This is a genomic window from Nocardiopsis nanhaiensis (assembly GCF_054778635.1).
Window position 1 is genome coordinate 108609 of sequence record NZ_BAAGZJ010000012.1, and the last position, 11824, is coordinate 120432.

At 70.4% G+C, this 11824-nt stretch carries 12 protein-coding genes; 11 read left to right on the plus strand and 1 reads right to left on the minus strand.

What is annotated here, in order from left to right; genetic code table 11:
• Nucleotides 1-48 precede the first annotated feature (48 nt).
• Nucleotides 49-693 (plus strand): cellulose binding domain-containing protein, encoded by a 645-nt coding sequence (locus ACYVD1_RS08380; RefSeq protein ID WP_460769914.1) that lies wholly within the window; start codon nucleotides 49-51, stop codon nucleotides 691-693.
• 133 nt (nucleotides 694-826) lie between these two features.
• Here the strand turns inward: ACYVD1_RS08380 and rpmB are convergent, their stop codons facing one another.
• Nucleotides 827-1012 (minus strand): 50S ribosomal protein L28, encoded by a 186-nt coding sequence (rpmB, locus tag ACYVD1_RS08385; RefSeq protein WP_013151263.1) that lies wholly within the window; start codon nucleotides 1010-1012, stop codon nucleotides 827-829.
• 412 nt (nucleotides 1013-1424) lie between these two features.
• Between rpmB and recG the strand changes: the two genes are divergently transcribed.
• The 10 genes from recG to smc all read left to right on the plus strand — a co-directional run.
• On the plus strand, nucleotides 1425-3632 hold the full coding sequence (gene recG / locus ACYVD1_RS08390) for an ATP-dependent DNA helicase RecG (protein ID WP_460769917.1): 2208 nt from the start codon (nucleotides 1425-1427) through the stop codon (nucleotides 3630-3632).
• A 37-nt stretch (nucleotides 3633-3669) separates the two neighbouring features.
• Nucleotides 3670-4236 (plus strand): 16S rRNA (guanine(966)-N(2))-methyltransferase RsmD, encoded by a 567-nt coding sequence (rsmD, locus tag ACYVD1_RS08395; protein WP_460769919.1) that lies wholly within the window; start codon nucleotides 3670-3672, stop codon nucleotides 4234-4236.
• A 229-nt stretch (nucleotides 4237-4465) separates the two neighbouring features.
• Nucleotides 4466-4954 (plus strand): pantetheine-phosphate adenylyltransferase, encoded by a 489-nt coding sequence (gene coaD, locus ACYVD1_RS08400; RefSeq protein ID WP_460769943.1) that lies wholly within the window; start codon nucleotides 4466-4468, stop codon nucleotides 4952-4954.
• A 250-nt stretch (nucleotides 4955-5204) separates the two neighbouring features.
• A complete protein-coding gene (locus tag ACYVD1_RS08405; RefSeq protein ID WP_460769921.1) occupies nucleotides 5205-5750 on the plus strand; it encodes a YceD family protein in 546 nt (181 codons plus the stop codon).
• A gap of 134 nt (nucleotides 5751-5884) precedes the next feature.
• Entirely contained in the window at nucleotides 5885-6061 is a 177-nt protein-coding gene (gene rpmF, locus ACYVD1_RS08410) for a 50S ribosomal protein L32 (protein ID WP_067601846.1), read from the plus strand.
• 392 nt (nucleotides 6062-6453) lie between these two features.
• A complete protein-coding gene (rnc, locus tag ACYVD1_RS08415; protein ID WP_460745458.1) occupies nucleotides 6454-7194 on the plus strand; it encodes a ribonuclease III in 741 nt (246 codons plus the stop codon).
• 3 nt (nucleotides 7195-7197) lie between these two features.
• Nucleotides 7198-8052 (plus strand): bifunctional DNA-formamidopyrimidine glycosylase/DNA-(apurinic or apyrimidinic site) lyase, encoded by an 855-nt coding sequence (mutM, locus tag ACYVD1_RS08420; protein ID WP_460769923.1) that lies wholly within the window; start codon nucleotides 7198-7200, stop codon nucleotides 8050-8052.
• A 150-nt stretch (nucleotides 8053-8202) separates the two neighbouring features.
• A complete protein-coding gene (locus ACYVD1_RS08425) occupies nucleotides 8203-8490 on the plus strand; it encodes an acylphosphatase (protein WP_460769926.1) in 288 nt (95 codons plus the stop codon).
• Nucleotides 8491-8876: 386 nt separating this feature from the next.
• On the plus strand, nucleotides 8877-9068 hold the full coding sequence (locus ACYVD1_RS08430) for a hypothetical protein (protein ID WP_014910437.1): 192 nt from the start codon (nucleotides 8877-8879) through the stop codon (nucleotides 9066-9068).
• Between the two features lie 416 nt (nucleotides 9069-9484).
• On the plus strand, nucleotides 9485-11824 hold a 2340-nt coding region (gene smc, locus ACYVD1_RS08435; protein WP_460769928.1), incomplete at its 3' end, for a chromosome segregation protein SMC.

Here is an 11824-nt window from a genome sequence, read left to right on the forward strand (position 1 = left end):
CCGAGGAAGGCCAGCGGAGCAGCGTCGAGAGGCGGTATATGGGGCGGCATGGCTAGGCGGCACGACCCTCGTCGTGGAGCCCACCGCAGCGAGCCGGAGGACGCCGGCGCCCTGCGGCGGTTCGGCGGTCTTCTCGGGAGCACGGTCCCCAAGCGGGTCGAACCTCCGAGGCTGCTCAACGTACTCGTGATCTCCGGAGTGCTCCTCGGGCTCCTCCTGTTCGGCTACAGCACCACCCAGATCTACCTCCAGTTCGGCGGCACCCCCGGCGCCTCGGAGATGCCCGGTCCCCAGGACGGGGCCGAGCCCAGCCACGACGCTTCGCCGAGTGACGAGCACGACGCTGCCGACGCCGAGGACGGTCCGCAGACCCAGGCGGGGGCCGAACCCACCACCGTCGTCTACCAGGTGCTGGAGTCCACGACCACGGGCTTCACCGGCCAGGTCACCGTCACCAACACGTCGTCGACCCCGCTTGACGCGTGGGAACTGGCACTGGCGTTCGAGACCGCGGAGGTCACCGACGTCCCCGACGCCGACTGGGAGGCCTTGGACGACGGGATCCTCGCACGCCAGTCCGGGACCGACAGCGGGCTGGAGCCGGGAGATTCGGTCTCCCTCAGCTTCGAAGCCGTCGGGGTCGCCCAGAGCCCGACCCGGTGCTCGCTCAACGGCCACGTCTGCGACCTCTAGCCTCCGCTGTCACGGATTGCCTCCGCTGTCACGGGGCCATCCCGGTTTCCCTTGACCGCCCAGGCACCCGGAAACGCAGAAGGCCCCCCGACCGGAGTCGGAGGGCTCTTCGAAACTGCGGACGGGAGGGGCCCTAGCGGGTCACCTTGCCGGCCTTGATGCACGAGGTGCACGCGTTCACACGCTTGGGCGTGCCGCCCACGCGGGTGCGAACGGTCTGGATGTTGGGGTTCCAGCGGCGGCGGGTGCGACGGTGCGAGTGGGAAACACTGTTACCGAACCCTGGTCCCTTGCCGCAGACGTCGCAGACGGAAGCCACGGTAACTCCATTCAAGCGCTCGGGATCGCGCACGTCGCCGCACGCGAAAGGTCGTCCGACCGAGATCGGGTGGACAGGTCGGCGAGAAAGCCAACCTTGGAAGAGTACACGACGGACAGGCCCGATAGTGGAATCAGCCCACCGGAGGGCGCCCGTTCGTGCAACGGTGGAACACGGTGCGGCCGAAGCCTGGTGCACCCCCACCGGAGCACCGCAATCTGCCACGCAGGCATGGCGAAAACGCGATGAACTCTGACGAGTATACCCCTGTTGGAGAGGGCCGGGCCCACACGCGGTGATCGGCGGCCGTACCCGTCCCCGAGACCGTACACGCCGTATGCCCCCGTTCGTCGCACCGGAGGATTACCGTTGCGGTGAACGGCGACCCCACGAGGCCAGGACGGGAACCACAGTGAGCACCTGGGACGAGCCGCTGCGCAAAGGACCGCTCGGCGGCAGGACGGCGAAGGCACTCGCCGACAAACTCGACCTGCACACCCTCGGCGACCTGCTGCGCTACTACCCGCGCCGCTACGACCGCCGCGGCGACCTCACCGACCTCGCGCTGCTGCGGGAGGGCGAGGACGTCACCGTGCAGGCCAGGGTCCAGGACGCCAAGCGGCGCACGATCCCCGCCCGGCAGGGGCGCCGCCGCATGGACATGATGGAGGCCACCGTCACCGACGGCACCGGCCGCCTGCACCTGACCTTCTTCAACCGCGGTTCCTACCACCAGAACGCCCTCGTGCCAGGGCGGCTGGCCATGTTCTCCGGCCGCGTCTCCACCTTCAAGGGCCGCCGCCAACTCGACCACCCCGAGTACGTGCTCCTGGACGAGGACGGGCTCGAAGGCGAGGCTGCCCGCGCCTACGCGAACGAGATCATCCCCGTCTACCCGGCGGTGAAGGGGCTGGACTCCGCGACCATCGCCCGGTCCGTCGGGACCGCGCTCGACTCTGCCGCGGACATCCCCGACCCCCTCCCGCCGGAGCTGCTCCGCAGGAAGGGCCTCCTCGGCGTCTACGAGGCGCTGCGGCGCATCCACCGGCCCGCGGACTGGCCCGAACTGGGCAGCGCCAAACGCCGTCTGAAGTGGGATGAGGCCTACATCCTCCAGCTCGCCCTCGCCCAGCGCCGCCAGCAGGCCGAGGAACTGCCCGCCAAACCCCGCCCCGGAGCCGACGGCGGTGTCCTGGACGCCTTCGACGACCAGCTGCCCTTCACCCTCACCGAGGGGCAGCGCGAGGTCGGTGACGGGCTGGCCGCGCGGCTCGACGCCACCCACCCCATGCACTGTCTGCTCCAGGGCGACGTGGGTGCGGGCAAGACCCTGGTGGCCCTGCGCGCGATGCTGCGGGTGGTCGACTCCGGCGGCCAGGCCGTCATGCTCGCCCCCACCGAGGTCCTCGCCCAGCAGCACCACCGCTCCATCAGCGAGATGCTCGGCGCCCTCGGCCGGGCCGGGCAGATCGACGGTGCCGAGAACGCCACCCGCGTCGCCCTGCTGACCGGTTCCATGAACGCCGCCGCCCGCCGCGAGGCCCTGCTGGAAGCTGCTTCCGGCCAGGCGGGGATCGTCGTTGGCACCCACGCGCTCCTCCAAGAGCACGTGTCCTTCGCCGACCTCGGCCTGGTGGTGGTGGACGAGCAGCACCGCTTCGGTGTGGAACAGCGCGACGCCCTGCGGGAGAAGGCCACCGACGGACGCCCCCACGTCCTGGTGATGACCGCCACACCCATCCCGAGGACGGTCGCGATGACCGTTTACGGCGACCTGGACGTGGTGGCCCTCACACAGCTGCCCAAGGGGCGCGCCCCCATCTCCACCCACACCGTCCCGGCCAGCGAGAAGCCGCACTACCTCACCCGTGCCTGGGAGCGGGTCCGGGAGGAGGCCGCCCAGGGGCGCCAGGCCTTCGTGGTCTGCCCCCGCATCGGCGACGGCGCCGGGGGAGAGGCCGGGGACGAGGTCGACGCCCCGCCCGAGGACGCGCCCCCGGGCGCCCGCCCGCCCCTCGCGGTGCTGGACGTCCTCTCCCGGCTCCAGGAGGGGCCGCTGGCCGGCCTGCCGGTGGAGGCCCTGCACGGCCGGATGGCCCCGGACGACAAGGAAGCGGTGATGCGCCGCTTCTCCTCCGGGGAGACCAGCGTGGTCGTCTCCACCACGGTGATCGAGGTCGGCGTGGACGTGCCCAACGCCACAGCCATGGTGATCATGGACGCTGACCGCTTCGGGATCTCCCAGCTGCACCAGTTGCGCGGCCGGGTCGGCCGGGGACAGCTGCCCGGCCTGTGCCTGCTGGTCACCGACTCCGAGGAGGGGACCCCGGCGCGCGAGCGCCTGGCCGCGGTGGCCTCGACCACGGACGGGTTCGAGCTCTCCCGCGCCGACCTGGAGATGCGCCGCGAGGGCGATGTGCTCGGCGACGCGCAGTCCGGGGCCCGGTCGAGTCTGCGGATGCTCACCCTGGTCAAGGACGAGGAGCTCATCGGCGACGCCAGGGAGGAGGCCACCCGGTACGTGGCCGAGGACCCGGGGCTGACCGGCCACCGGCCCCTCGCCGACGCCCTGGCCGCGCTGCTGCCCGAGGACCGGGCCGAATACCTCGACAAGACCTGATCCGCACTACCCCCGCATCCGCACTACCGTGGTGCGCATGACCCGCATCATCGCCGGGGCGGCGGGCGGACGGCGCATCTCCGCCCCTGACGGCCGCACCACCCGACCCACCGGAGACCGGGCCCGCGAGGCCCTGTTCGCCTCCGTCCAGTCCGACCTCGGCTCCCTCAGCGGGATCCGGGTCATGGACCTGTACGCGGGGTCCGGGGCGATCGGACTGGAAGCCCTGTCCCGCGGGGCAGGGCACGCGCTGATGGTGGAGGCCGACCGCAGGGCCGCCCAGGTGGTGAAGGAGAACATCGGCGCCCTACGGCTCCCGGGGGCCGAACTCTCCGCCGACCGGGTGGAGCGGGTTCTGACCCGCGGGAACCCGGGCGCGCCCTACGACCTAGTGGTGGCCGACCCGCCCTACGCGCTCACCGACGGAGATCTCGCCGAGGTGCTGTCCGCCCTGGTCGAGCACGGGTGGCTGGCCGAGGGCGCGGTGCTCGTGGTGGAGCGGTCCAAGCGCGGGGCCGAACCGGCCTGGCCCAAGGGGATCGAGCGGGACCGCAGCCGCAAGTACGGCGAGGCGATGCTCTGGTACGCCAGCTCAGTCGCCTAGAGCGCCGGTCGGGGCGGGCATGGCGCCGGGTTTGAAACGGTCATATGCGACGTTTCGCGACGTACCGTTCGGGAAGGTGGAGACGACCCGTGTGGGCCGGTGTGGCCGCGGTCCTCAGACCCGCCGTGTGGGGAATACGGGTTCTAAGTGGGTGTTGCCCGAATCGCTGCGAGGGCGAGCCCCTACGATCGCGGTACTCGTGAGTAGTTCTGGAGAGGGGCGATCCACCGTGCGCCGAGCCGTCTGTCCGGGTTCCTTCGACCCGGTGACCTACGGTCACATCGACATCATCGGGCGAGCCGCGAAACAGTACGACGAGGTCATCACCGCCGTACTCAACAACGTCAACAAACGGGGGCTCTTCACCGTCCCCGAGAAGCTCGACATGCTCACCGAGGGCACCTCCGAGTTCGGCAACGTCCGGGTCAGCGAGTTCGACGGGCTCCTCGTCGACTTCTGTCGTGAGAACGGCATCGAGACCATCGTGCGCAGTCTGCGGTCGGTCAGCGACTTCGACTACGAACTCCAGATCGCGCAGATGAACTACCGGCTCTCCGGCGTGGAGACCGTGTTCATGACGGCCAACCCGCAGTACTCCTTCCTGTCGTCCAGCCTGGTCCGGGAGCTTGCCCTGCACCGCGGCGACGTCTCCAGCCTGGTCACGCCCTACGTCCAGGGCCGCCTCAAGGAGAAGTACGCGGAGCGCGAGCAGAGCTAGTTACCGCCCTCTGTGCTCTCAGTGCCCCCTTCTACCGGGGCCGATCGGTGGCTGATTTGGGTGGTCGGGTGCATGGTAGGTAGAATCTGGGTTTGACCATGGGCGTCGCCGGTCTTCGGCGTGCGCTCTGGCCGGTCAGCACCACCGCGACAGTCCGAAGTGAACCACCTCGGCGGCCGCGTGCCCGGCACCCGGAACCTCTTCTGAAAGCGCGATCACCCTGTCTCGTCTAGATGCCCGTGACCCGTACGTGGTCGACACCCGCCAGCTGGGCCGCCAGCCGGGGTCGATGCGTACCGTCAACCGAATCGTGACCGTCCCCGAGGCGCTCGAGACGGCGATGGCGAGTGTGCCCAAGGGCCAGGAAATCGAGGTGGACCTGCGCCTCGAAGCGGTGATGGAGGGGGTCCTCGTCACCGGAACCGTCCAAGGGAGTTTCGCGGCGGAGTGCTCCCGCTGCCTCGACCCCGTGTCGGAGGGGTTGGATGCCGGTTTCCAGGAGATGTACCGCTACGCCGCGGACGAGGACGACGCTTCCGGAGGCGACGAGGACGCGGAAGACGAGGATGAGGACTACTATCTAGAGGGCGAACTGCTCGACCTCGAACCAGTGGTCCGGGACGCCGTCGTGCTCGCGCTCCCACTCACACCGCTGTGCGGACCGGACTGCCCCGGCCTGTGCACCGAGTGCGGGGTCAAACTCGCCGAGGCCGGACCCGACCACGGTCACGGCGAACACATCGACCCGCGCTGGGAAGCGCTCCGCGGGATCGCGGAGGACCCGGACCAGCAGTGAGCCCGTGAGCCGATCGCGCGCGGTGCCCGAAGGGCACCGCCACCGACCGGAGCACACCCTCCCCGCCACAGCGCGCGGGGTGACCAGATAAGCGACCTCCCGCGACCGCGCGGGGGTGACCCAGGAGGATTGAAGTGGCCGTCCCGAAGCGGAAGATGTCGCGGAGCAACACCCGGACCCGCCGTTCCCAGTGGAAGGCTTCGCGCCCGGTGCTGGTCAACTGCCCGCGCTGCCGCGACCCGAAGCAGCCCCACATCGCGTGCCCGAGCTGCGGCACCTACAACAACCGCCAGGTCACCAACCCGGCCTAGCGGCGTTCTCAGGTATGGCGGGCTTCGGATTCAGCATCCGGTCCAGCACTCCCGAGGCATATCGGGGCGGAACCCATTGAGGGCTCCGCCCCGAACTGCTGTCTGCGGTCCGTTCGTGCCCGGGTCCCGGGCCTTACCCCAGCCTGTACCGGTCGCCGTTGGGACCCGCCGCCCCAGAGCTTTGTAGAGTGAACCCGGGAATCCGGGGAAAACCTTTCTCGGTACCCCGACACCGGTGATCCGGATCCCGTACGGGCTCCCGAGTTCGTGGTGGCCGCCGGGGGAGCGACGCTCCCGCGACGATCACCTCGTTTTCGAGCGTCCTGACCGGTCCGGGGAACCTTCCAGCACCGCGCGCCGACAGCGGCGCGCCCGACAGGAAGCGAACTCGCGTGGCTAGTCAACTCTCCGCCTCCGAAGCCAAGTCGTTCCACGGGGCGATCGGTGTCGAGGTCGACGCCAAGATCCTCCTCCGCGCCCTCACCCACCGCTCCTACGCCTACGAGAAAGGCGGCCTGCCCACCAACGAGCGCCTCGAGTTCCTCGGGGACTCCGTGCTCGGCCTGGTGGTCACCGACACGCTCTTCCGCAAGCACCCGGACCTGCCCGAGGGCCAGCTCGCCAAGCTGCGCGCCGCCGTGGTCAACATGCGGGCCCTGGCCGACGTCGCCCGCGGGCTGGGTATCGGGGAGTACATCCGGCTCGGCCGGGGCGAGGAGGGGACCGGGGGCCGCGACAAGTCCTCGATCCTCGCGGACACCCTCGAGGCCATTATCGGCGCCGTCTACCTCGACCGCGGCCTGGACGTGGCGTCCGACTTCGTGCACCGCCTCTTCGACCCGCTCATCGCCACAGCCTCGGGGCTGGGCGCGGGGCTGGACTGGAAGACCTCGCTCCAGGAGCTGACCGCTTCCGAGATGCTCGGGGTGCCCGAGTACCACGTCGACGAGAGCGGCCCCGACCACCAGAAGACCTTCCGCGCCACCGTGCGCGTGGCGGGGGAGAGCTACGGCCTGGGTGAGGGCCGCAGCAAGAAGGAGGCCGAGCAGCAGGCCGCGGAGTCCGCGTGGAAGGCGATCCGCGCCCGCGCCGACAAGGCCAAGGGCAAGACCCACGGCAACGGGCAGGGCTGAGGGATGCCCGAACTCCCCGAGGTCGAGGTCGTCCGGCGCGGCCTCACCGAACACGCGGTGGGGCGGGAGGTCGGTGCCGTCGAGGTGCTGCACACGCGTTCGGTCCGCAGATATGTGCCAGGCCCCGCCGACTTCGCCGGCCGCCTGGCGGGTCAGACCCCCACGGCGGTCCGCCGCCGGGGCAAGTACATGTGGCTGGTCCTGGACAGCGGGGACATGCTCCTGGCCCACCTGGGCATGAGCGGTCAGATGCTGGTGCAGCCACAGGGCAAGCCGGACGAGAAGCACCTGCGGGTGCGGCTGCCGCTGTCAGACGGCAACGAGCTGCGCTTCGTCGACCAGCGCACCTTCGGCCACCTGCTGCTGGACCAGCAGGGTGAGCGCGACGAGGTGCCGTCGTCGGTGGATCACATCGCCCTGGACCCGCTGGACGGCGAGTTCGCCCCGGAAGGGTTCGTCCGGGCGCTGCGAGCCAAGCGGACCGAGGTCAAGCGGGCCCTGCTGGACCAGTCGCTGATCAGCGGCGTGGGCAACATCTACGCCGACGAAGCGCTGTGGCGGTCCCGGCTACACTGGGCTCGCTCCACCCGGGGGCTGTCCAACGCCCAGGGCATGGAACTGCTCGGGCACGTGCGCGACGTGATGACCGAGGCCCTGGATGTGGGCGGCACGACCTTCGACGGGCTGTACGTCAACGTCAACGGGGAGAGCGGCTACTTCGAGCGCGGGCTCAACGCCTACGGCCGGCGGGACCTGCCGTGCGGCCGCTGCGGTGCGGCGATCGTGCGCGAAGCGTTCATGAACCGTTCCTCGTTCAGTTGCCCGGGCTGCCAGCGGGCTCCCCGCACACGCTCCTGAGCTGGGCGGTGCCTGGGGTTGAGCGGCTCTGGGCTGGTCGGAGCACGGGGCTGAGCGGGTTCTGCGCGGGGCGGTTCCGTGGCCGGGAGCAGCGCGAAGCGTCCGCTGGTGAGGAAAGTGTCGCCGTGAGGTAAGGGAGTGTGCTGGGCCGTGGGGCCAGACAACGAGACGGTCCGACTGACCGCGTGGGTGCGCGGCAAGGTTCAGGGTGTGGGTTTCCGCTGGTGGACGCGGGCTCGCGGGTTGGAGCTGGGCCTGACGGGCGCGGCCACGAACCTGGACGACGGCCGCGTCGAGGTGGTCGCGGAGGGCCCGCGTCCGGACTGCGAGCGCCTGTTGGGGCACCTGAGGGGTGGAAAAACACCCGGTCGTGTGGATTCCGTGGTGGAACGCTGGGCTCAGCCGGGGGGTTCCTTCGACGGATTCATCGAACGGTGAGTATGCTGTAAGAGTAACGCGGCTCGATCACTCGGCCGTGGAGCGGCGGAACGGGTAGCCGACGGCCGTCGCGGACACGGCACCATCAGCGCGGTCCATGCCTGGTCGCGCGTACCGGCGGTACCGCCGGGGTGGATCTTGTTCGGGTCGCGCGGTGCCACCTGTCCAGGTTGTGTTTTCCTGGCTTGTGGTCGTTACGGACTGTTGTAATCCAATCTTGACCAGCGGCGCGCAGAGTGAGACTCTGGGATGCACACCGCGCATCTTCCGCCCCATCGGATGCCAGTGCCAGTGCTCGGCAGAGACACGGCACTCGGACCGATTTCAGCACGGGGACACGTATGCGCGCATGACAATCTGGTCACTCAGTGTGGAGGACCCACATCATGGCGAAGGCTCTGTTTGGCCACGTCGGCGGCTCCGATCCTCGAATGGTTTCGGAGATGCGACGGCTTCAGAAGCGGGTACGCGACCTCGAAGACGAGATCAGCCGTCTTCAGGCTCAGAACGACCAGCTCAGCATGGCCGTCACCGACGTCGCCACCAGCGCGACCGACCGCGAGCCCGCGCTCGCCTGACACCGCGTCACCCGTCATTCGGGCCGTGGAGAGAACGGCCCGACGGACGGCACGTTGATCCACTGACGGGGGCGCCGAACGCAGGACTTGGCGTCCCTGGCCGGATCATCCGATGGGCCTCGGTCGGTTCGTAACTTGCGTTACCCATCCGTTGCCAGCCGCTCTTTTTCCCTTCCCTTGCGGCTTCCTTTACCGTTGTACCCGGCGGGCTTTTACGCAACCCTCAGTGCCCGCCGGACATCCCCCTTTCCTGACATCCCCCGCCTTGTCCCGTGTCGCGCACCCACGGTGGTGCAGCTCATCGGCCCTGTGTGTCTCCAACACCACCCTTCGGTCACCGCTTCATGGCACCCTTGTTGTCGGCCTCGTGGCGACCGCCCGTGGCGACAGAACGGTGACCGTCGTGGGAGGTGTGGGTGTATCTCAAGAATCTGACGCTGCGCGGCTTCAAATCGTTCGCGTCGGCCACCACCCTGCGTTTCGAACCGGGGATCACCTGTGTGGTGGGTCCCAACGGGTCGGGCAAGTCCAACGTCGTCGACGCCCTGTCCTGGGTGATGGGCGAACAGGGGGCCAAGTCCCTGCGCGGCGGCAAGATGGAGGACGTGATCTTCGCGGGTACCTCCACCCGCCAGGCGCTCGGACGGGCCGAGGTCAGCCTCACCATCGACAACACCGACGGCGCGCTGCCGATCGACTACACCGAGGTCACCATCAGGCGGACGATGTTCCGCAACGGCGGCTCCGAGTACGCGATCAACGGGGACACCTGCCGCCTCCTCGACATCCAGGACCTGCTCAGCGACTCCGGCATCGGCCGTGAGATGCACGTCATCGTCGGCCAGGGACAGCTGGACACCGTCCTGCACGCCGGCCCCGAGGAGCGCCGCTCCCTCATCGAGGAAGCCGCGGGCATCCTCAAGCACCGCAAGCGCAAAGAGAAGGCGATCCGCAAGCTCAACGCGATGCAGGGCAACCTGGACCGCGTCACCGACCTCACCGCCGAGCTGCGCCGCCAGCTCAAGCCCTTGGGCCGCCAAGCCGAACTCGCCCGCAAGGCCGCGGTCATCCAGGCCGACCTGCGGGACGCCCGCCTGCGCCTGCTCGCCGACGACATCGTCACGCTCACCGAGCAGCTCGCCAAGGAAGAGGCGGACGAGAAGGAGGTCCTGGCGCACCGCGGGGCGGCGGAGGCCTCCCTCAAGCAGGCCCAGGAACGCGAGGCCGAACTCGAGTCCCAGGCCACGGCCGCCGCGCCCGCCTTGGCCAGGGCCTCGGAGACCTACCACGCACTGTCCCGCCTCACCGAGCGCCTCGACGCAGTGCGCGGGCTGGCCACCGAACGCCACCAGAACCTGGTCGCCGTCCAAGAGGAGGCCGTCCCGCGCCGCGACCCCGAGGAGCTCGAGGTGGAGGCCGAGGAGGCCGCCGCCCAGGAAGAGGAGCTCGAGGCCCGGCTGGAGGAGGCCCGCGAGGTCCTGGAGGGCAGCGTCACCGAGCGCACGGCCGCCGAGGACGCCCTGCACCGGGAGGAGCGCCGCCTCGAGTCCGCCTCCCGCGCCGCCGCGGAGCGCCGCGAGGGCATCGTCCGGCTCGCCGCCCGGGTGGAGAGCCTTCGGGGACGGCTGAACTCCCAAGAGAGCGAGATCACCCGCCTGGAGGAGTCCGCGCAGCAGGCCGCCGAGCGCGCCGCCGCGGCCCAGGCCGACTACGAGATGGCCGCTGAGGAGTCCGCGGGGCTCGACGAGGGCGACGCCGAACTCGACGAGACCCAGGAGCGCTTCGCCCGCCAGCTGTCCGCCGTCGAAGCCGAACTCAACCAGCTCCGCGACGCCGAGCGCGCCGCCGAAGGTGAGCGGGCCGCTCTGGCCGCCCGCAAGGAGGCCCTCGAGCTCGGGCTGGCCCACAAGGACGGTGCCGGTACCCTCCTGGACGCCGGGCTCCCGGGCATGCTCGGCAGTCTCGCCACCCTCGTGCAGGTCGACCCCGGCCACGAGACCGCCGTCGCCGCCGCCTTCGGTGTGGCGGCCGGAGCGGTCGCGGTCCGCGACGAGGCCAGCGCCATGGCCGCCCTGGAACTGCTCAAGTCCGAGGACGCCGGGCGCGCCGGGATCGTCGTGGCCCGAGCCGTGCCCGCCGCCGACCGTGCCACCTGGCCGTTCCTGCCCGGCGGTATGCGTTACGCAGCCGACGCCGTCTCCGCCCCCGGTGACCTGGGCGACGCGGTCAACGCCCTGCTGGACCGGGTGGTCCTGGCCTCGGACGACCGGGGCGCCCGCGAACTGGTCTCCGCCCTGCCCGGGGTCCGCGCCGTCACGCCTGAGGGCGACGTGTTCGCCGCCGAGATGGTCCACGGAGGCACCGCGGCCGCGCCCAGCCTCCTGGAGGTCCAGGCGGCGGTCGACGAGGCAGCCGAGCGCCTGGAGGCCGCCACGGAGACGGCCAAGCGCGCCGCCGTGGAGCTGGAGGCCAAGAAGTACGAGCGCGCCGAGCTCGCCGAGGCGGTCGACGAGGTCACCGCGCGGCGGCGCCAGGGCGACCGCAAGCGCAACGAGTCCGCACAGCGCCTGGGCAAGCTGGGCGGTCAGGCCCGCTCCGCCGAAGCCGAGTCCGAGCGCTACGCGGCGGCCGCAACCAAGGCCGCCGCCTCGCGAGGGGAGGACGCCCAGAAACTGGAGCGCCTCGAGGAGGAGCTGGCCGAGGCCGAGGAGATGGCCACCGCCGTCGAGGAGGAGGCGCCCGACGCCGACCACCGC

What these genes read in the sequence shown, in the direction of transcription:
- ACYVD1_RS08380 (WP_460769914.1), top strand. Translation starts at nt 49, where the DNA reads ATGGCTAGGCGGCACGACCCTCGTCGTGGAGCCCACCGCAGCGAGCCG.
- rsmD (WP_460769919.1), top strand. Translation starts at nt 3,670, where the DNA reads ATGACCCGCATCATCGCCGGGGCGGCGGGCGGACGGCGCATCTCCGCC.
- mutM (WP_460769923.1), top strand. Translation starts at nt 7,198, where the DNA reads ATGCCCGAACTCCCCGAGGTCGAGGTCGTCCGGCGCGGCCTCACCGAA.
- ACYVD1_RS08430 (WP_014910437.1), top strand. Translation starts at nt 8,877, where the DNA reads ATGGCGAAGGCTCTGTTTGGCCACGTCGGCGGCTCCGATCCTCGAATG.